Raw genomic sequence first — 21224 nt, 5'->3', positions numbered from 1 at the left:
CGAACCCGCCACACGGTCATTCAGTTCAATCGTCGTTAAAGCGTCAGATCGCCGAAGGCTTTCGCGGCGCCCGAGGCTTTTTCTCGGCAGGCTTTTCGCCTGGGGGAACCACTTTGGCGGCGCTGGCCGGCTTGGCTTTGGCCGGTGGTTTCGGCTTGGCGGCCGGGGCCTTGGCCTCGGCTGTCTTGCCAGCCGGTTTGCTGCCGGTGGCTTTCGGCGGTTTCTTCGGTGCCAGCGCTTCCGCTTCGGCGAGCTTGCGCGCCATTTCCCAGTGGCGTTCTTCATGCCCCTCGGGCTTACCTTCCGATTCCCAGATTTGATAGGCGAATTCGCGGATGCGTTTATCGTCGGTACTCATCGCAATGCTCCTGAACTGAACTCATGCTTACGTTAAGTGTTGGATAAAGAGATTGACCGGGACATCCCCCAGCGCGTCGCTGATATTCAGCTCCCTGTTTTTTGTGACTGCGCTGCTTGAAAAAAGTCCCTTCAGGTTTGTCGCAGAGGCGGCGAACGGTAAAACCACCCGCGTGTCGCCCCAGCGCAGCGCATCGACCTGAGGTACAGCACCGTTTTCCAGCAGGGTCGCGCAACGGACCGGCACGATCACGATGGCCTGCTTCCCCTCGTGCTCACGGGCAAACGCGAGCACGTTGTGCGCCTGACTGCCGAGCACCTCCAGGGCCTGGTAGCTGCCCCGGCGGAACAGCTCGGCATGTTCGACGCGCAGCTTTAGCACTTGGGCGATCAAGGCTTGCTTGATGCGCCCGTCACGCCAATTCGCCAGCAACTCCACAGGTGGCAATGGCTCGTGCAAAGCGTGTTCGCGAGCGGCGTAATCCACCGGCCGGCGGTTGTCCGGATCGACCAGGCTGAAGTCCCAGAACTCATTGCCCTGATACAGGTCCGGCACCCCCGGCACGGTCATGCGCAGCAAGGTTTGCGCCAAACCATTGAGCGCGCCGGCAGCGGCGATGCTGTTGACGGTCTTGCTCAGCGCGGCGCGCAGCAGTTCGCCTTCCTCACCGGTGAGGAGTTTTTCGGTGAACGCTTGCGCGGCGTTTTCGTAGCTTTCGCTCGGTGCGCTCCAACTGCTTTGCAGCTTGGCTTCACGCAGGGCTTTCTGCTGCCATTGCCAGATGCGCTTGGCGTAATCGGCGAAACCCGCCTGGTCGTCGTCACGCAGTTGCAGCGGCCAACTGCCCAGCAACGCTTGATAGAGAATCAGCTCATCGCCGCTCGATGGCATCTGATCATCCACCCGCACCGGGCGGGCGAGGGCGCGCCACAGCTCGATCTGCTCGGCGTACCAATGGCTGCGCTCACTGAGTACGGCCAGACGTGCGCGGGTGTCTTCACCACGTTTGTGATCGTGGGTCGCGGTGGCCAGCAAGTTGTCGGGGAATTCCTTCAGCCGTTGTTGATTGACCGCATGAAAGTCGCTGAGCGGAGCGCTGAACTGTTCGGTGTTGTAGCCGACGTCATTGCGCGACAGCAGCACAGCGGAGCGATACAGCGCGGTGTCTTCCACGGCTTTGGCCGCTGCCGGGGAGGTCAGTTGCTGAAAGCGTACGCAGGCATGCTTGAGAATCTTGCGCGAACGCCCGCGCGGTTTACGCCGCCACGGCGTACCGCCAAGCCAGGCGGCAACGCAGTCGAGCACCGGCCAGTCGCCTTCGCCGAGGCTCTGTCGCGCACCGTCCATGGCCTGCTGGAAGAACTTTTCATCCTGCGCGGAGCGGCCCATGGCGCTGATGTACGTGCGATACACCGGGAAGTGCACGATCAACGCTTGCAACACTCGGCGGATCGCCCCGAGGGTCAGATCGCGGGTCATCAGGTCATCGCGGGCGACTTGCAGCAGGGCCTGGGCGACGCTTTCGCAATCGCTGGCGAGCGAGCCGTTGAGGATCTGCTGACGCGCCAGTTGCGCTTCCTCGATGAACGCGGCCGGGCGTTCGCTACGCCGTTGCCAGAGGTCGCCGAGCATGTGTTCGCCATCCGGGTCGTGTTGCAGCAGCGACAGCTGATTCATGAATTCATAACCGGTGGTGCCATCCACCGCCCAGTCGCGGTGCAGGGTTTCGCCGGCGCCGAGGATCTTCTCGACGTAGATCGGCAAATGTCTGCCCGGCGCCAGCAGATCAACCCGGCGGCGCAGTTTGCGGCAGTAGCCGCGCGGGTCGGCGAGGCCGTCGATGTGGTCGATGCGCAAACCATCGACCAGCCCTTCGGCAATCAACTGGAAGATCTTGCCGTGGGTGGCTTCGAACACTGCCGGGCGCTCGACACGCAGCCCGCCGAGTTCGTTGATGTCGAAAAAGCGCCGCCAGTTGATGTCGTCAGCCGCCGTGCGCCAACTCGCCAGGCGATAGCTTTGACGTTCGAGCAACTCATGCAGTTTGTGGAAGCCTTCTTCGCTGGTCGAATCGTAATGCTTCAGGTTGTTTTCGATGGCCTCGGCAATTGACGGATCACTCGCCAGTTGGCGCAATTCTTCTTTGAGCGGAATCGCCAGTGAATGAGCATCGGTCTGATAGCTGAGGGCGCCGAAGCGATCGGCCAACGGCTTCAGCGCATCCGAGGATTTCAGCAGCTCAGGGTAATCATTCGGGCACACCGGGAAGTGATGGTCGTAGTGCTCGACATGGAAACTGCCGGTCTGCGCATTGAAGTGCAGTTTCAGCGTGCCTTCCTGCAGGGCCACGCCATAATCGCTGCCGAGGAACGGCAGCAGCAACTGGCCTTCCATCAGTGGATCCGGCGAATGCCATTGAATGTCGAAGAACTCGCCATAAGGACTCAGCCGTCCCCATTCCAGCAGATCAAGCCACCACGGGTTGTCGCTGCCACCGACTGCCATGTGGTTGGAAACGATGTCGAGGATCAGGCCCATGTTGTGTTCGCGCAACGTGCTGACCAAGCGTCGTAACGCCGGCTCGCCGCCAAGTTCCGGGTTGACCTGGGTCGGGTCGACCACGTCGTAGCCGTGCATCGAACCGGCCCGCGCTGCGAGCAGTGGCGAGGCATAAATATGGCTGATGCCGAGGCGGGCGAAGTACGGCACCAATGGCACCGCGTGTTCGAGGGTGAAACCTTTATGAAATTGCAGACGCAAGGTCGCGCGCAAGGGCTGGATGAGCGTTTGATTCATTGGTCACGCTCGGCAGCCTGAAGCCTTGCGCAGGCGAGTAATTCCAGACGTCGCGCCGCATCCGCGCCATCGAGCAGCGCCTCACTGGTGCCGGGCAAACGCCGTGACCAGTTCGGATGGGTGTCGATGGTGCCGGGCAGATTCGCCTGTTCATTGATGCCCAGCGCATCTTCCAGCGGCAATAGCACCAACGGCGCGCGGGTGTGGCCAAGGAAGCGTACGGCGGCATCGACTACTTGATCGGCCTCGTGGGATTCCTCGCGAAAGTTTTGCGGGTCCTGGCTCAACGCGTTGCGCAGGCCTTCGCGCTCACGCTGGCGGTGATGACGCCATTCGATTTCACCGTTGGCATCGACGAACCCCAAGCGTGCGTTCCAGTCGATATCACGACCATGCCACCAGCCGTTGAGCGTCGGCAGGTCGTGGGTGCTGGTGGTCGCCAAGGCGTTGTCTGGCCAGTCGAGAATCGGTTTGAAAAAGGTGTTGTCCTGCTCGAACAGCAGCACGCGCATGCCGAGCATGGAGCGGGCGATGAGCTTTTCACGCAGGCCATCGGGCACCGTGCCAAGGTCTTCACCGAGGACGATGGCCTGGTGACGATGGGATTCGAGGGTCAGCAATCGCAGCAAGTCATCGACCGGGTAATACAGGTACGCGCCATCGGCCGGCGCCGCGCCGTTGGGGATCACCCACAAGCGTTGCAGGCCCATGACATGGTCGATGCGCAAGCCGCCGGCATGGGCGAAGTTGGCGCGCAGCATGTCGATGAAGGCGCGAAACCCATTGCGAATCAGACCTTCCGGCGAGAATGCGGAAATGCCCCAGCCCTGGCCCGAGCGATTGAGAATATCCGGCGGCGCACCCACGGTCAGCGAGGCGAGCAATTCATCCTGGAAACTCCAGGCCTGGCTACCGGCGCCATCGGCACCCACCGCCAGATCGGCGATCAGGCCAATGCCCATGCCGGCGCTGCGTGCAGCGGTTTGCGCGCGCTCCAGGCAACGGTGGATCAGCCATTGGCAAAAAGCGAAGTAGCCGATGCGTTCTGCATATTCTTCGGCAAAGGCTTCCAGCGCCGCGCCGCGTGGGTCGTGCCAGTGTTCCGGCCATTGTCGCCAGTCGAGGTTTTCGCCACGGGCGGCGCGCATTTCCTGAATGGCTTCGAAGCGGCAATGGTTTTCCAGTGCTTCACCACCGGCATGGCGGAAACTGGCGAAGTCCGGGTGCAGCGGGTGGTCACCGGCGACGAAACCTTCATACAAGGCTTGCAGGAGTTTTTGCTTGGCGTCGGCGGCGCTTGGCCAGTCGATCAGGGTCAGGTCTTCCAGTTGCGCAAACTGCTCGGCCAGGCCGGTCGCGTCGATCGCATCGCGCAAAGCGCGCTCACCAAGAATCGCGCCGGGCGCGGCGTACAGGGGATTGAGGAACAGACGACTGGACGGCGAATAAGGGCTGTAGCGCCCGGTATCGGCGCTGAACATAGCGTGCAATGGGCTGATCGCCAGCGCATCGGCGCCGCGTTCACCCGCCACGCGCACCAGATCTTCCAACGCTTGGGTGTCACCGAAACCGCCATCGCCGGGGCGGCGCAGCGAATACAGTTGCGCACTCAGACCCCAAACACGGGGAATCGGATTATCCACCGCATCGCCGACACTGAAGCACCGCTCCGGGGCCACGGCCAAGGTGAAATATTGATCGCCGATTTGCACCTGTTGATAGCCGACCGGAATCAGTCCCGGCAGTACCGCTTCAGAATCGAGTTTCAGGTTCAGTCGTGAGCCGTCTTCAAGGTGGATTTCGCACGGGGTTTGCGGGGCGAAATACCGACCCAGATCGAGGCCGACGCCGACATCGCTAGTGAGTAGCGGCGGCAAGTGCCGGTCTTGTTGGGCAGCTTGCAGTTCCAGCAGGCTGGCGTCGATTTCCTGCGCGGTGCTGGCGGGGTGGCCGAGTCCGATCAGAACATTGCGCAGCACCGCCGGGGCGACTTTTTGCGGGCGGCCGTTGGCGTCGATCCAGTCGACGGCAAGGCCGGCGCGGCTTGCAAGTATTTCCAGTTGCGCATCGCTCATAGGCGCTCTCCATCCAGAGGTTGCAAAGGGGTTGCGGCCGTGAGGCTGACAAGCGCGCAATACGCGGGCAGTTCGCCCGATTCCGATAGATCGACGCTGGATGGCTGTTGAAACAACCACACGGCCTCGGTCTGTGGAGGGTTGACCACTGGCGTGTCGCTGAGGTTCAGGTCAATTCGCAGCTCGCTGCCATTGCCCAGACGCCAGCGCGCACTGACCGCGCCATAACCGAGCATATGCGCGCCGAGCGCTTGCGTGCCGGACAGATGTGGAATGATGTATTGATGGCGAAATTGCAGCAGCTTCTGGTACAGCGTGAGGGTTTCCTGCTGTTTCACGCTGCCATTGCCGATCAACCTGGGCTGTGAGGCGTGAAAGGTTTTTTCGGCGTTCGGGTCGGGAATCTGCTCGCGTTTGTGCGGATCGGTGAAGGCACTGAACGCGGCGAATTCATTGCGGCGGCCCTCGCGCACCAACTTGGCCAGTTCACCGTGATGACTGGTGAAAAACAGGAACGGCTGCTCGGCGGCGAACTCATCGCCCATGAACATCAGCGGAATCATCGGCGACAGCAGTAACAACACGGTCGCTGCCTGCACGGCACGCGGATCGGCCAGGTGATGCAGGCGCTCGCCGAACGCACGGTTGCCGATCTGATCGTGGTTTTGCAGGAACAGCACGAACGCCGTGGAGGGCAGGTGTTCGCTGGGTTCGCCGCGTGGTTCGCCATGGCGGGTGATGTGGCCCTGGAAAACAAAGCCCTGACTGAGGCAGCGCACCAATTGTTCGGTGGGTTGTGCGGCGTAGTCGGCGTAATACGCATCGGTTTCGCCGGTGAGCAGGACGTGCAGGGCGTTATGGCCGTCATCGTTCCACTGCGCGTCGTAGTCGTATTCCAGCAGGCTCGACTGGTTGAGTTCGTTTTCCACGGTCAGCCAGACATGCCGACTGGGGTCGATCTGCGCGCGGATGCGTCGGGCCATTTCGCTGAGAAAATCCGGATCCTCAATGGCATGCACGGCGTCGAGGCGCAGGCCGTCGAAACGGTATTCGAGCAGCCACATCAGCGCATTTTCGATGAAGAACTCGCGCACTTCGCTGCGACGAAAATCGATCGCCGCGCCCCACGGCGTGTGCTTGTCTTCGCGAAAGAAGCCTTTGGCGTAACGGTGCAGGTAATTGCCGTCCGGGCCGAAGTGGTTGTAGACCACGTCGAGAATTACCGCCAGACCGTGGCTGTGGGCGCTGTCGATCAGGTGTTTGAGTTGTTCCGGCGTGCCGTAGGAGGCTTGCGGGGCGTAGGGCAAAACACCGTCGTAGCCCCAATTGCGTTCGCCAGGGAACTGCGCCAGCGGCATCAGTTCGATGGCGGTGATGCCCAGGCCTGCAAGGCGCGCCAGATGTTGTTCGACTTCCGCGAAACCACCGAGCGCACCGACGTGCAACTCGTAGATCACCGCTTCGCTCCATGGCCGACCGTGCCAGGCCGTGTGTCGCCATTGATAAGCCAGAGGATCGACCACCACGCTGTGGCGGTCGAGGTCGCCATCCTGGGCTCGGGAGGCCGGGTCGGGTACCTCCAGTTCGCCGTCGATGTTGTAGCGGTAGCGGGTGCCCGCCGGACAGCGGGCCTTGATCACAAACCAGCCGTCTGCCTGAGGCAGCATCGGCAGCGACTGGCCATTTTCAAGTTCGACACTCACGTAAAACGCATCCGGCGCCCATAGCGCAAATTGCGTGTGTTCGGCGTCCAGCATGATCGCGCCGTGGGGCCAGGTTTCAGTAGACCGTAACGGCATCGTGGTGAACCTCCCTGGTTATTTGTGGTGAGCTTTACCCAGCGCCTTGGCGACCAGTTGTTCGTAGAGTTCGGCGTACGGTTCAACCGCTTTGCACCAGTTGAACGGCGCAGCCATTGCCCGGCAACGCATGGCGTTGAGCAGTTCGGGGAAGGCGAATACCTTGAATGCGCGGCTCAGGGCCTCTTGATAGCTTTCAGCGGTGGACTCATCGAAGAGGAAACCGGTGACACCGTTTTCAATGGTGTCGGCCAGACCGCCGGTATTGCGTGCGACTGGCAGCGAGCCGAAACGCTGGGCGTACATCTGACTCAAACCGCAAGGCTCATAACGCGAAGGCATCAGCAGGAAATCGCTGCCGGCAAACATGCGTCGGGCGTCGGTTTCGTTGAAGCCGATGCGCACACCGATCTGCCCTGGAAAGCGCAGCGCCAGTTCGCGCATGGCTTGTTCTTCTTCCGGCTCGCCGCGACCGATGATTGCGATCTGGCCACCGTTCTGCACGATGTATTCGGATACCGCTATCGTCAGGTCCAGACCTTTCTGGTAGACCAGTCGCGATACCACAGCGAACAACGGTCCGCTGGAATCGTTGAGGCCGAACAGCTCACGCACGTGCGCGGCGTTGATCGCTTTGCCTTCCCAGTCGCCAATGGCAAACGGTGCAAACAGGTGCGGATCGGTCGCAGCGTCCCAGCTCTCATCGATGCCGTTGGGGATACCACTGAGCAAGCCTTGCTGAGTCTTGGCGGCGAGAAAACCGTCGAGGCCACAGCCGAAATCCGGGGTGGTGATTTCCTGCGCGTAAGTGGCGCTGACCGTGGTGATATGGCTCGAATACGCCATGCCGGCCTTGAGGAATGACATCTTGCCGTAGAACTCCATGCCTTCCTGTTGCAGGGCATGGGCTGGAATCCCCAGCTCCGGGCAGGAGCCGAGGCTGGTCACGCCTTGATAGGCGAGGTTGTGAATGGTGAACAGGGTGGGCGTACGCTGCCCGCGCCAGTGCATATAGGCAGGCGCGAGACCGGCCGGCCAGTCATGGGCGTGCACCAGATCCGGGCACCAGTGAATTTGCGCGAGGTTGGCGGCGATGTCGGCGGCGGCCAGACCGAGGCGGGCGAAGCGAATGTGGTTATCCGGCCAGTCGCGGCCGTTGTTGGCGCCGTAGGGCGAACCTTCGCGCTCATAGAGTTCGGGGCAGATCAGCACGTAGATGACCAGACCGTCCGGCATGTCCATGCGCCCGATCTTGCACGGCGGCAGCGCTGCGTGGCCGCCCAGTTCGCCGATGATGTGGATCGGGTTTTCGCTGTGCATCACCTGCGGGTAACCGGGGATCAACACGCGCACGTCGTGCAGATGGGCCATGGCCCGGGGCAGGGCAGCGGAGACGTCACCCAGACCGCCGGTCTTGACCAGATCGGCGATTTCCGAGGTGACGAACAAGACTTTTTTCTTGTTGGGGTTCTGGCTCGCTACCGGAGTCAGCGTTTTGGTGCCGGGAATGTTGATCTGTCGGCTGCCAGGAACACTGATGGTGCTCGATTCACCAACCGCCTGCTGAGCACGCTCTCCCTGAATTTCCAATGCCGCACTGATCATATGAATCTCCCGTCTCGTTGATCTGATTCTTGTCTTGAACAAGCGATGTCCATGGCCAAGTCCTGTGGCCGGGCGCAAACGCGCCACGCATCGGTGAGCAAACGCTACCCAACACGCGCAAGCAGAATGGGTGAACGGGCCGTTGCAAGGATTGCACCAGTCGCTATGGCCCTGTCTTTCAGATGACCAGCCGCCGCGCGTAAAAGTTTCGACTTTTTTTCCGCGATGTGACCGGTCGGTTTTACCCCGCGAAAGTCAGTCTAGGCCAGATCCTAGAGCGGGGCGGAGCAAATGGGTAAATTGTTCGACAATCGGTTGGCAAGCCACGCCGACCGTGCTTTTGAGGGGGAAACGCACCGACGAAGTGCAGGTTTTTCTGCGAGGGAGGGCGAAAACGGTGACTGATCGGTCACGATTCTGTGCTAGCGGGAAGTGAGGTTGCACTGTTGTGGTGCGGGCAGTTTGTTGATGGGGTGACAGTGAGTGCCCCTTCGCGAGCAGGCTCGCTCCCACATTGGATCTGCGCCGGGAACAGATTTTCTGCTCACTGAAGATCCCCTGTGGGAGCGAGCCTGCTCGCGAAAGCGATGGCCATGACACCGCCGCGATTACGGTATGACTCAATTCAACAGGCGAACCGGCTCCCCAGCCGCCCAAGCCTGAATATCCTCGATCATCTGCGAAAAGAACTGCTCATAGTTCTGCCGGCTGACATACCCGACATGCGGCGTCGCCAGTACATTGTCCAGCGTTCGAAACGGGTGCATCGCGGGCAGCGGTTCCTGCTCGAACACGTCCAGCGCCGCCCCGGCGATCTGCTGTTTCTGCAACGCCTTGATCAGCGCCGCCTCATCGACAATCGGCCCGCGGGCGGTGTTGACCAGCAGGGCCGTCGGCTTCATCCAGCCCAGTGCCTGCGCATCGACCAGCCCGCGACTGCGCTCGCTGAGCACCAGATGCACCGACAACACATCGGACTGTTCGAACAGTTCCTGCTTGCTCACGTACATCACGCCAGCCTGTTTAGCGCGTTCGGCGGTGAGGTTTTCGCTCCAGGCAATCACCCGCATGCCGAACACCTGACCAAACTGCGCGACGCGCTGGCCGATGCTGCCAAGACCCAAAATCCCTAGGGTCTTGCCATGCAGATCGCCGCCCAGCCCTTGCTGCCAGTGACCGTCGCGCAGGGCATTGGCTTCGTTCACCAGATTGCGTGTCGCCGCCATGATCAGCGCCCAGGTCAGTTCCGGCGCGGCATGCTTGTAACTGTCGGTGCCGCAAACCTTGATCCCCAGCCTGGCGGCCGCTTGCATATCCAGTGCTGCGTTGCGCATGCCGCCGGTGACCAGCAATTTCAGATGAGGCAAACGCTTGAGCAAATCCTCATCGAAGCGCGTGCGTTCGCGCATCACGCAGATCACCTGATAGCGGCCCAGTCGCTCGGCCAGTGTGGCATTGTCCGCTGGGTAATCGTGTTCGAACGTCACCTCACCGAGGCCATCGAGCACCGACCAGTCGACCACGTCGCGGGCTACGTCCTGCCAGTCATCGATTACTGCAATCTGCACCGCCATCAGCCTTACCTCATCAACGAACGGGATTGGTTGTATTCAGCCAGCCGAGCAAGGCCTTGTGGAACTGCGCCGGCTCTTCCATTTGCGGCGCGTGGCCCATGCCGGGAAATTCCACCAGCGTCGACTGCGGGATCAGCTTGGCCACTTGTTTGCCGAGCACGTCGTAATGGCCGATTTTCGCTTTCACCTCAGGCGGCGCGAGGTCCTTGCCGATGGCCGTAGTGTCGGAGGTGCCGATCAGCAGCAGGGTCGGCATCTTCAGGTCCTTGAACTCGTAATACACCGGCTGGGTAAAAATCATGTCGTAGATCAGCGCTGAGTTCCATGCGACCTGAGTCTTGCCCGGGCCTTTGCTCAGCCCGGCGAGCATGTCCACCCAGCGGTCGAATTCCGGTTTCCAGCGGCCGTCGTAGTAAGTGGTGCGTTCGTAATCACGGATGCCTTGGGCGCTGACTTTCAGCTCACGCTGATACCACTGATCCACGGTGCGATACGGCACGCCGAGGGCTTTCCAGTCTTCCAGGCCGATCGGGTTGACCAGCGCCAGTTGCTCGACCTGCTCGGGGAACAGCAAGGCATAACGCGTGGCGAGCATGCCGCCGGTGGAATGACCGAGCAGCGTGGCTTTTTGAATGCCCAGCGCTTTGAGCAACTGCTGAGTGTTGGTCGCCAGTTGCTGAAAGCTGTATTGATAGTTGTCGGGTTTACTGGAGGTGCAGAAGCCGATCTGGTCCGGTGCGATCACCCGGTAACCGGATTCGCTCAAGGCCTTGATCGAACTGTCCCAGGTGGCTGCGCAAAAGTTCTTGCCGTGCATCAGCACCACAGTGCGGCCGTTGGCCTTGCCGTGAGCGGCGACGTCCATGTAACCCATTTGCAGGGATTTGCCCTGGGACTGAAAGGCAAAGTGTTTAAGGGTGTAGGGATAATCGAAGCCTTGCAGTTCCGGGCCATAGGCCGGGCCTTCCGGCGTCGCTTCGCTTGGCGTCGCAGCCTGCGCCGACAGTGGCAGGGCGGCGCAAAGAAACAGGCCAGGCAGCCAACGGGAAAACATGACAAACATAAGGTCAAACTCCGTTTGAAATCGGCCGATGCTGGAACGAGCGGATTACGCCGACGTTAAACACAGGCAATGCCCGCGCCTGAACGTTCAACCCAGCCACCCCAGCGTCAGCAGGGCCAGCACGCCGTAACGTGCACCTTTGGCCAGGGTGACGATCAACAGAAAGCGCCCTAGCGGTTCGCGCATCACGCCGGCAATCAGCGTCAGGGGGTCGCCAATGATCGGCAACCAGCTCAGCAGCAACGACCAGTGACCGTAGCGCTCATAGTGTTTGCGCGCCTTCGCCATGTGCGCGGCGCTGACCGGAAACCAGCGCCGATCCTGAAAGCGCTCGATCCCGCGCCCCAGCCACCAGTTGACCAGCGAGCCGAGTACGTTGCCCAGCGTCGCCACCGCCAGCAGCCCCCACAGCCAGTAACGCTCGCTGACGATCAGGCCGACCAGTAACGCCTCGGATTGCAGCGGCAACAAGGTCGCCGCGCCGAAAGCGGCGAGAAACAGGCCGCCGTACGCCGTGATGATCAATGGGCCGGGTAATCCGCCACGACCACGTCAGCCCCGTCTTTCTTCAGGCCGATAACCTGATAAGCATCACTCATGCCGTCCATTTCCATGCCCGGCGAGCCCATTGGCATGCCCGGTGCGGCGACGCCGAGCAGATCGTCACGCTTGCTCAGGGCCAGAACCTGTTCCGCGGGCACATGGCCTTCGACGAATTTGCCGTTGATGATCGCGGTGTGGCACGAGGCCAGACGCGGCGGTACGCCATGTTGCTGCTTGAAGCTGCTCATGTCGCTTTCGACGTGATCTTCGACTTTGAAGCCATTGGCTTCAAGGTGGCTGATCCATTTCTTGCAGCAGCCGCAATTGGCATCGCGATGGACTTCGATCGGAATCAGGTCGGCAGCCTGGGCCATTGCGGAGATGAACAGGGCGCTCAGGGCGAGCAGACGCAGGTGGGTTCGCATAACGGATTCTCGGCTCGGGTGACAATCGGAAAGCACGCATTTTGACCGGTTTTTGCCGCTGGGCATCAACGCAATGTTTCCAGTTGTTGCAAAACGCAGCACCAACCTGTGGGAGCGAGCCTGCTCGCGAATGCGGTAGTTCAAACACTGAAGCGGGGACTGAAAGATCGCTTTCGCGAGCAGGCTCGCTCCCACAAGGGTTATCTGTTGGGCAGAAAACCCTTGTGGTACGAGGGATCAGCGCACTTTGAAACGGCCCATGATCGCGCTCACCCGGCTGTTGGCTTCGAGCAACTGGTGAGTGTTGAGTTCGCTGGCTTTGCCACTCTGCACCAGCTCATCGACCATGTGGCGGATCTGCACCATGCTGCGGTTGATCTCTTCGGTCACGGCGCTTTGCTGCTCGGCGGCGGTGGCGATCTGGGTGCTGAGGCTGTTGATGTGGCTGACCGAGCCGGCCATTTCGTCCAGACCGGAGTTGACCCGTGCGGTCGCGTCGGCGGCGGACTGGCAACTGGCCTGGGTGTTTTCCATGGCGCTGACTGACGAGCTCACGCCCTGAGTCAGACGCGTCAACATCTCGTTGATTTCCGAGGTGCTGGCCTGGGTGCGCGCGGCGAGGGCACGCACTTCATCGGCAACCACGGCAAAACCACGGCCCTGTTCACCGGCGCGTGCTGCTTCGATGGCCGCGTTGAGCGCCAACAGGTTGGTCTGCCCGGCAATCGCGCCGATCACCCCGAGAATTTCGGTGATGCGCTGGGCGTCCTGCTGCATGTTTTCAACTTTGTGTGTAGCGCTGGCCACTTCATCGATCAACGCGACCACGCTGTTGGTCGCTTCGCCCACCACCACCCGCGAACGGTCGGCGTTTTCATTGGCGCGCTGGGTAAACGCGGCGGTTTCGGCGGCGTTCTGCGCAACGCTTTCTGCCGTCGAACTCATTTCGGTGATGGCGGTAACGGTCTGATCGGTTTCCGAAGCATGGCGCAACAGAATCTGGCTGGTCTGCGCCGAGGTGCGTTGCAGGTTATCCAGGCTGGAAGCCATGGCGCCGGTGGCCTGGGTGACCTCACCGATCATGTTTTGCAGGTAGGCAATAAAGGTGTTCACCGAGTGGCCGATGGCGCCGAGTTCATCTTCGGCGCGAATGGTGATGCGCCGGGTCAGGTCGGCATCGCCGCTGGACAGCAAATCGATGTTGGCTTTCAAGGCTTTCATGCGTTGCACCAACTGACGAATCGCGTAGACCTGCAACAGCACCAGCAGGATCACCAGCGGAATCTGCAACAGGCTCAAGGTGCTGAGGACGTCATCACGCTGGGCGGTGAGCATTTTCGTCGGCAGCGCCGTGGCGAGGAACCACGGCGTGCCTTCGATAGGACGCATGAAGAAAGTGCTGGCTTCGCCGTTGTTATCGAACTCGATGCGCTGCGCCTGATCGCGATTCTGCAGTCCGGCTTTGACCTGGCTGGCGAAGGTCGACGTGCCGGCCAGTTCGCTGATGTTCTTCAGCACGATCGGGCCACTGATGCGCGAGCTGTTACTGATGACCTTGCCGTCGGCTTCAACAATCAGCATCTCAGCGTTAAGGTCTTTTTCCTTGCGCGCTACCAGGTCGTTGAAGAAGCCAAGGGTGACGTCAATGGTCGACACGCCCCACGCATTGCCGTTTTTCTGGATGGCCATGGCGCAGTTGGTGCGCGGCTCGGCGCTGGCGTCATCTTTATAGGCCGCCGCCCAGGCGCATTGACCGCGCGGTGTGGCCATGCCGCCCTTGTACCAGCTCTGGTCGTAGTAGTTGGGCGCCGCGTCGCTGTTCCAGAACGTGTTGACGGCGAGTTTGCCCGAGGCGTCGCGGTGCCAGAACGTACTGAATTTGTTGCGCCCGGCTTCACGTTGCCCCGGCAGAGGCCAGATCCCGCCGCCGAATACTTTCAGCTCGCCGTATTGATCGACCAGACCTGGCAGCACCGCGTCGATGGCGGCGCTGTCGAGCAGAGGGATGGTCTGGGTGATGCTGCGCTGTTGCGCCTGCACTTTGTTCAACTCGCCCTGAATCTGCTCGGCGACTTCGGCGATGCGGTTAAGTACCACCTGTTCTTCGGTGTGACGCAACTTGGGGGCAACCAGCTGGCTGATGCCGACCACGGTCAACACCGACAACAGCAGGATGAACAGAACCAGAAACAGCGTGTAGCGAGCCTGAATAGTGCGGAATGCGGGCATGGAGTCCGGTCCTTGAGCAGCGTTTCTTATTAGGGGCAGGGATAAAACAGTGCGGGTATCTCCAGCGTATCGTCGTGGTGCCCGGAAGCTTTAGGTACTCGCGTCCTAAAAAGCAGCAATACCGATGACCGGCCGGTATCGAGATCGATACACAGGTGTTGATCAGCGCGCGTCGATAAGCAAAAAAGTGATTTTCGTTACCTTGTCATGACAACTTCGGGTCAGTGAACGCGGGCCATTGGGCTTTTGTATCGAGAATGTACAAGAATTGTAAAAAAGTGCAGAAATAGGTTGGTGCCATCAATTCGCCCGCCGATACTCGCGGCCATTATTGCCGTTCAACACGGATATTTTTTTGTTCATTTCACAGGGAGTCTTCTCATGACGATCGGTATTGTCGGCGGCTGGGAGAGCAAAGCAGGCGTTATGGTTCGTAACACCGGCGCGAAAAAACAAGTGGCCCAGAGCATCAAAGTGCAGCAGATGCTGACCAAGGTCGGTACCAATCCCACCGCGCTGAATACCGCTGAAATGGACAAGCAGGGCCTGCGCAAGGCCATCAAGGGCTTTGATCCTGCGAATGTTTCAGTAAAACAATTGGGAAATCTGAGCGAGATGCTGCGCAGCCGCGGCCTGATCTCCGAGATCACGTCGTTTACCTTGAAGAACGCCGGTGACAAGTTCGACCGTTTTGGCGTGACCAAAGATATCGATGCCAAATTCAACGCCCTGGAGTATTTCGCGACCCAGCTCGACGCCATTCAGAACAATGGCCTCAATGGCAACGCTTACGGCCAGAGTCTGATTCCCGAGTTCAAGAAAGCGATCTATGTCCTGCAGAACCTCAAGACCTACGGTGAAGGCAACGCCGCGAAACCGGTCGATGAAGGTGTCAAAGCCAAAGCATGAGGCTGACCGTTTAGCCCGCTCAACGCTTGAACGGGCTGGTTGATGTGCAAGAACCCGGCAACGCCTCGCTTCAGCGTGCCGCGACGCGTTGTTGAGCCTGATCATGCAGTCGTTGCAGGTGCGGGCAGCGCAGCTCCAGCGATCGCGCGCGATAGCCCCGATGAAACAACGCCAACCATCCAGCGCCCCGTTCATTCGGGGCAATCCCGGTGAAGACGAAGCCCATTGCCGACAGGCTATCCACGGCATTGACGAAGCCCGTTGCCAGCCTGAGCCTGATCGAGATCATCCAGTGTTCGGGCAGTCGTCGTAGCTGTTGAAGCAAGCCGGCGTCGAGTTTTTTCAGCACCACGTCATAACGCCCTGAGCATTGTTCAACCTGCATCGGCTCTCCCACCCAACGCGCTTCTTTGTCTTGTGTTCCGTATACGCCGCACAAATGCGCCATGAAATCGTGACAGCTTTGCGGCCAGGACAATGCCGGGAGCGGGCGGCGATAGCCTTCGACGGGGGTGTAGCCGATGACGATGGACTCCGGCAGTGGCTCGCCAAACGGTGAGGGTACGTAGTCGAGCAACAACCCGGTGCTGCAAAAACCGAGTCGGTCAGCCATGCGTTGGGTGTAGAGATGCTGCGTCACCTGTTTGATGGTCACGCCGTGGCAACCGAGTGCCTGGGCATGGATCAACAACCGCATGCCCAACTGCGTCGCGATGTTCTGCCCGCGTGTTGACGGATGGACCACGCTCAACGCCAGTTCCGCCGTAGACGATCCTGCGTTTCTGCACAACGTGGCGTGGCCGAGGATTTTTTTCCCGGATTCCGCCACCAGCGAATGCCAGCGACCCTCGCCATGGTTCTGATTGATCATCAACGGCAAATACACGTGCGGCTGCACGTAGTGGTCACCATAGATTTCCCGAAACAGATGGCTGATGGCCCTGGCGTCGGATCGGCGATAACTGCGCAGCGTCAAGTTGTCCATGGACGTTGCTCCGGTCCGGGCGCGGCGTAGACACGCAGATCGACGACGCGTTGGCGCTTGCCGGAACGCGGATGGCGCGCGAGTTCATCGGGAGTGCAATGGGTAATCTGCAACTCGATCAAGCGCTCAGCGCAGAGTTGCTTGATCAGCGGGTATTGCTCGATCAGTGCGCGCTGCAAGGTCGTGTTGGCGTCAGCGGTCTCGGCCGTCAGCGCGTCGGGGAGCCATTTCAGGCACACGATATCGACGTTGGCCGATTGGCTGATGACCAGTTGCCAGTCGTCGCTGGCGGTGATGCGTGCGACTATTGCGGCAATGTCTTCGATCAACAGAGTCAGGCTGCTCACGCGCACCCGCTGACTGCTGGCGCTGCGGCCCATCAAGGCGAACTTGCGCATCGACGCGGTAGCCGGCTCTCGCCAGCAAGCGAGATCACCCACGGGGTAGCGGATCAGCGGCATCAGTCGGCGGGTGAGGTTGGTGATCAGCAGTCGCCCGGTTCGTTCGCATTCTTCGATCACTTCACCGGTGTGTTCATCGACGATTTCCAGCACGCTGTGGCTGGCCAGCATCCGATGCTCGCCGAGTGCGCAATCGCGGCTTGCGGCGCCGATGAAACCGGCATCGACACTGGCGTAACCGATCGAGGCAATCCGCGCGTTGGGAAACACCCGGTGCAACACCTGCAATTGTCCGGTGAACAGGCTTTCGCCGCCGTAAAGGATTGTTTCCACTTCGGCCAGGGTTCGCGCCTGGCGTTCCAGCACGGCGGCGAACGCCAGCAATTGCGCGGGCACGCCGGCCAGCACATTGATCCGGTGTTGGCGGATCGAGTCGGCCAGCACCGCAGGGTCGACGTAGCCGGTAAACGGGTATTCGGTAACACCCGCCGGTTCGTGCGCCAGGGCGTCGTGGATAAAAATGAAACTGGCGTACAGGTCGCCGACGAAAAACAGGTTCGCCACCCGGTCGCCGGGATTGAGTTGACCGGCGAGATGGCTGCCGAAGTCCCGCACAAGTGTCTGCCATTCTTCGCGGGTAAATACTGAAAGTTTACCGGCGCTGGTTGTTCCACCGGTCTTGAATACCAGGGCGCGTTCGACGGGTGAAGTCAGTACCGGCCATTGTTCCAGGTGCTCGCTACTTGCCCAGTATTGTTGTGGATCGATTACCGGAAGTTCATCCAGGGTATTTGTCTGCGGCGCGACGTTTTGCAAGTGTCTGGCGTAATACGCCGAATGTTCGCGGGCAAAAGCGAACAACTTGCCAAGTTCTGTTGTTGTATTCATGGTGTTCTCGTTAATTGTTTTGGCCATGGCTGACGATCGCTGTTAACGGCGCGAGTCGATTACGGGCGGAATCTTTCCGCTGTGTTTGTTTCTGTGGAAATGTTGCGGCTCGCAGGTTTGCGCCTGCACGGTGAGAAGCCCGGTGCGCACGAGTGTCGCCAGCGTCGCGTAGCCCTCGAGTCGGCAGAGAATGTCTGCGGGTTCGCCAGGGCTGTGAATCAGCAGGCGCTCGAGGCCATCGGGTGCGTGATCGAGGTGTAACTGAAATGGCGTTTGCAGGTGCCGGGCGAGTTCGTTCAGACAGATGAAATCGCTGCCGATGCGCAGCAGCCGGCCGTGTCGTTGCAGCAATTCGAAACGCGGCGAACTCAGCCCGCACGGGCAATCGCCGGGCAGCCAGCGGCCGGTGTCGCCGACTTCATAGCGCTGCACCTGTTGGCCTTCACGTGCTTTGGAGGTGAACAGCAAACGGCCGACTTCAGCGCCAACGACCGGCTTGTCCTGCTCCAGTGCGACGATTTCCAGATGCTGGATAGCGTCCATCAAATGAAACACACCGTCGCCGGTGGCGGCGCAGGCATGCCCGAATGGCCCCGCATCGACACTGCCGTACACCGCTGAGCGGATACTGGCGACGCCGCAGCGATGCAGTAATTCGCGGCACTGATCTCTGATGTGCTCTCCGCCGAGGAAAACCTTTTCAATCACCCCATAACGACTCAGGCGCGGCCCCTCGTTGAGGAACAGTCGATGCAGGGTGCTGGGCATGCCGATCAGCACGGTGATGCGCTGCTCGATGATCACTTGCGCAATATCGCGGTAATCATCGTCGGCCGGCGCGCCCATGGGCAGGTGCGTCGCACCGAGCAATTCCAGGACTTTGGCAAAACTGAAGAAGCCGCCGTACAAGCCGCCACTGAAGAACAGGTTCATCACCTTGTCGCGGCGCGGATCAAGGCCCGCCGCGAACAACCCATCGGCCGTCGCGCGCATTTGCCGTTGAAAATCGCGGTAACTGAAGCCCGACAGCGCCGGTGTGCCGCTGCTGCCGCCGGAGCGGAAAAACAGCTGCGCCGCCGCTGTCGTCGGTCGCGCGATAAACGCTGCTTTGTCGGTGATCGGCAGACCTGTCAGTGTCAGTGCGCAAGGTGGCTGGTCGAGGTTCATGCGGGTGGGCAACTGCGTTGGCGCGAGGCTGACCGACACGCGGCGGCTCAGGCGTTGCAGTGCGTAAACGCCGTCGTGGGGCTCGCCGTCGTAGCCGTCGTGGATCGCGTTGATCGGCGTAATTCGGCTGACGCCCGCTGCAATCAATGTGCGTGCGAGCTCATTGATCTGCGCCTCACCGCAGACCAGCGCGCAACTCTGTAACACGTTGCGCCAAGGCAGCAGCGTTTGCGTCAGTCGCGCCCGTGGCAGTGGTTTGAGCAGCAACGTGCGAAACAGCGGCGAAGGCGCCAGCGACTGATCATGGCTCCAGATCACCCGCCAGCCCGGCGCGCGCCAGACCTGCCCGGTGTTACCGGAAAAGCTCTGGCCCAGACGCGCCATCAGGGTGTGGCTGGTGATCTCGCTGGCTTCCTGAACCGTCGGAGTCAGCGCCGGCCATTGCCCGACGCGACGCTCGAATGCCTCGGCCAGTGCGCTGCCGATGCCTTGCACAACGGCGGGATCGTCGCTGTCGACCAGCAACCATTGCGGGCTGGAGCAAGCTTGTTGGTCCAGTCGGCAGACTTCATCGACAATCGCGTCCAGTGCTGGCGGCGAGGCCGCGTCTGGCGTCAGGTAGGCGAAACTGATGCGGTGCCCCCAGTCGATCCAGCGGCATCCGGGTGGCAACTGTTGGCGGATGGCTTGCAGCGCGGTTTCGCCTCCCCACGCCGATACGCCATTGGCCATTTTGCACAAGCGGCTGATCTGCTCCGTCGCTACGGGTAACACCGCGACGTAATGGCAGAGTTGACCGCTGGGGTCGCATTGCACCAATGCGTGCAGCAGGCGTGCGGTCAGGCCTTGGTCGCTGCGGCTGGGGCGTAGCCAGTTGAGGTTGCCGGCCAACAGGCTTTCGAGCATGGCGCAGCAGGCCAACAGCGGCGCGTTGGCCGGGGTGACGTGAACCACCAGGCCCAAGGGACTCCAGCGCTCAAAGCGCGATTGCTGATAATCAACGCGCCGCAGTGAATCGGCCTGATCACCCAGTTCGCGTTCAAGTTTGGTTTGCAGGGCGTGAGGCTGACAGAAGTCAATCAGCGCCTGGCGTTGTTCGTCATCCAGCGGCAGTTCGGCGCTGTGCAGATGCTGCGCAAAGTTGCCCGCGGCGGTCAGAACGACGGCGCTATCCAGCGGTGTGCTGAGGTGGTGCGGCAAGGTCTGATGCAGTTGCGCCAGTGCGTTGTCGAGGTCGATTTCGGCGCAAAGCTCTCCGTGGATCAGGTACATGTCAGTGCCTCCCCAATAATTCGGAGGCGGCCATCGCGCAGCTCCTGCCGGCGGTGGTGCCTGCACGGCCATGCAGTTCGAACCAGTCGCTGGCGAGGCCACAGCCGCAACTTGAGCCGGGGTGCAGCGTCGCCAGATCGCTCATCACGACCGCATGCGCCGGGCTGGACGAAATGTAGGGCGAGACGAATCCCAGCAAGCCTTGCTGGCCGTAGGGCTGGATGGAAAAATCCTGCGGATTGCGCACGTACGCCTTGGCGTAAACCGGCACATGAAAATGATGCCGGTCACATTCGATGTACGGCACCGCGTGCTCGACTGCACCGTAACCGTCGCGGCAACGTGCGGTTTCGATGCCCAGTTGCCGGGCGATGCGTCCATACAATTGCTGTTTGGGGATTTCCTCGCTGGCCCGGGTTTTCCAGCCACCGCCAAAAAATGCCAGCGAACCTGCCGGCAGTTTCAGCTCGGGCACGCCTGTGGCCTGCATGTGTTGCAGGGTCTGCCAAAGGAACGCCGGGAAACCGAAAATGCGCACGGGCAGGCCTTCTGCGGCGAACGATTGCAGGGCCGTGATGACGCCGAACACATCGAATTGATGGCCGTCGCCGTTACTGCGTAACGCGTAGGCGACGCGGTTGACGGGAGCAAAGCGGCACAGAAACTGATCGGTATACGACGTTCCCAAGGTGATCGCACCCTGCGGTTCGTAGCTCAGCAGCAGGTAATTGCAAGGCGTATCTGGTGAGTGCCAGCCGTAATGGCTGAAGATCCGCTCGACCATGAACTGAGCGCCCGCGAGGCTGCGCGGGTCATAGCGCATACGGCTTTTCTGGCCGCTGGTGCCGGACGATGTCAGTTCCAGGGCGCGCGCTCCGGTCGGACTGAGCAGCAATTGCTGTTTGAAGAAGTTCGCCAGAATCGGCGGCAGACGGGCCCAGTCATCAAGACTGTCCAGGTCCTGTTCGTCGAGGCCGTTGGCGTTCAGCCAATGGGCGTAGCCGGGGGTGTACCGGCAATGAAACCGACTGATCTCGGTCATGGCCTGATCGAACAGGCCCACCGGCACGGAATCCGGGCAATAGGGGTGTGGCAACGCGCAAAGCGCATCGCTGGCGGGGAAGTGGTGCATTCA

Annotated in this window: 14 protein-coding genes and 2 pseudogenes; 1 reads left to right on the top strand and 15 read right to left on the bottom strand. The window is 60.8% G+C overall.

Going from position 1 to position 21224, the window contains the following annotated elements; genetic code table 11:
* Nucleotides 1-43 precede the first annotated feature (43 nt).
* From HU754_RS15895 to HU754_RS29780, 11 genes and pseudogenes are all read right to left on the bottom strand, one after another.
* Nucleotides 44-358 (bottom strand): DUF2934 domain-containing protein, encoded by a 315-nt coding sequence (locus HU754_RS15895; RefSeq protein WP_186624738.1) that lies wholly within the window; start codon nt 356-358, stop codon nt 44-46.
* A 27-nt stretch (nt 359-385) separates the two neighbouring features.
* Nucleotides 386-3154 (bottom strand): malto-oligosyltrehalose synthase, encoded by a 2769-nt coding sequence (locus tag HU754_RS15890; protein ID WP_186624739.1) that lies wholly within the window; start codon nt 3152-3154, stop codon nt 386-388.
* Nucleotides 3151-5229 (bottom strand): 4-alpha-glucanotransferase, encoded by a 2079-nt coding sequence (gene malQ / locus HU754_RS15885; protein ID WP_186624740.1) that lies wholly within the window; start codon nt 5227-5229, stop codon nt 3151-3153. The genes HU754_RS15890 and malQ overlap by 4 nt, the downstream gene beginning before the upstream one ends.
* Nucleotides 5226-7028, bottom strand: a complete 1803-nt coding sequence (gene treZ, locus HU754_RS15880) for a malto-oligosyltrehalose trehalohydrolase (protein ID WP_186624741.1) — start codon at nt 7026-7028, stop codon at nt 5226-5228. The genes malQ and treZ overlap by 4 nt, the downstream gene beginning before the upstream one ends.
* An 18-nt stretch (nt 7029-7046) precedes the next feature.
* Complete coding sequence (glgA, locus tag HU754_RS15875; RefSeq protein WP_099759054.1) at nt 7047-8633, bottom strand: glycogen synthase GlgA; 1587 nt, start codon at nt 8631-8633, stop codon at nt 7047-7049.
* Between the two features lie 620 nt (nt 8634-9253).
* The gene (locus HU754_RS15870; protein ID WP_186624742.1) at nt 9254-10207 is read right to left on the bottom strand and encodes a D-2-hydroxyacid dehydrogenase family protein; all 954 of its coding nucleotides are present in this window, start codon (nt 10205-10207) and stop codon (nt 9254-9256) included.
* Between the two features lie 13 nt (nt 10208-10220).
* Nucleotides 10221-11270 carry an alpha/beta fold hydrolase gene (locus tag HU754_RS15865; protein ID WP_186624743.1) on the bottom strand — a complete coding sequence of 350 codons (1050 nt, stop codon included), beginning with the start codon at nt 11268-11270 and terminating at the stop codon, nt 10221-10223.
* 87 nt (nt 11271-11357) lie between these two features.
* Nucleotides 11358-11795 (bottom strand): YqaA family protein, encoded by a 438-nt coding sequence (locus tag HU754_RS15860; RefSeq protein ID WP_186624744.1) that lies wholly within the window; start codon nt 11793-11795, stop codon nt 11358-11360.
* Nucleotides 11792-12238: a DUF411 domain-containing protein gene (locus HU754_RS15855; RefSeq protein ID WP_093432907.1), complete on the bottom strand. Its 447-nt coding sequence runs from the start codon at nt 12236-12238 to the stop codon at nt 11792-11794. The genes HU754_RS15860 and HU754_RS15855 overlap by 4 nt, the downstream gene beginning before the upstream one ends.
* A gap of 237 nt (nt 12239-12475) precedes the next feature.
* A pseudogene (locus HU754_RS29785) lies at nt 12476-13003 on the bottom strand (methyl-accepting chemotaxis protein); the annotation flags it as partial.
* A 333-nt stretch (nt 13004-13336) separates the two neighbouring features.
* Nucleotides 13337-14467 (bottom strand): annotated as a pseudogene (locus HU754_RS29780) (HAMP domain-containing protein); the annotation flags it as partial.
* Nucleotides 14468-14848: 381 nt separating this feature from the next.
* Here HU754_RS29780 and HU754_RS15845 point away from each other — a divergent pair.
* Nucleotides 14849-15376, top strand: coding sequence for a hypothetical protein (locus tag HU754_RS15845; RefSeq protein WP_093432901.1), 528 nt, complete (start codon nt 14849-14851; stop codon nt 15374-15376).
* 70 nt (nt 15377-15446) lie between these two features.
* On the opposite strand, the gene HU754_RS15840 is transcribed toward HU754_RS15845, so the two are convergent.
* Genes HU754_RS15840 through HU754_RS15825 form a run of 4 tightly spaced genes read right to left on the bottom strand, consistent with a single transcriptional unit; the run spans nt 15447 to nt 21221 of the window.
* Nucleotides 15447-16361, bottom strand: a complete 915-nt coding sequence (locus HU754_RS15840; RefSeq protein WP_186624745.1) for a GNAT family N-acetyltransferase — start codon at nt 16359-16361, stop codon at nt 15447-15449.
* A complete protein-coding gene (locus tag HU754_RS15835) occupies nt 16349-17650 on the bottom strand; it encodes a phenylacetate--CoA ligase family protein (RefSeq protein WP_186624746.1) in 1302 nt (433 codons plus the stop codon). Before HU754_RS15835 ends, HU754_RS15840 begins: the two co-directional genes overlap by 13 nt.
* 42 nt (nt 17651-17692) lie before the next feature.
* Entirely contained in the window at nt 17693-20089 is a 2397-nt protein-coding gene (locus HU754_RS15830; RefSeq protein WP_186624747.1) for an acyl-CoA reductase, read from the bottom strand.
* 1 nt (nt 20090) lies between these two features.
* A complete protein-coding gene (locus tag HU754_RS15825) occupies nt 20091-21221 on the bottom strand; it encodes a LuxE/PaaK family acyltransferase (protein ID WP_186624748.1) in 1131 nt (376 codons plus the stop codon).
* Nucleotides 21222-21224: the final 3 nt, after the last annotated feature.

Source organism: Pseudomonas zeae, assembly GCF_014268485.2.
GTDB lineage: Bacteria > Pseudomonadota > Gammaproteobacteria > Pseudomonadales > Pseudomonadaceae > Aquipseudomonas > Aquipseudomonas neuropathica.
Note: the sequence above shows the minus strand (reverse complement) of the source record. Positions and strands in the feature narration are given on the sequence as shown.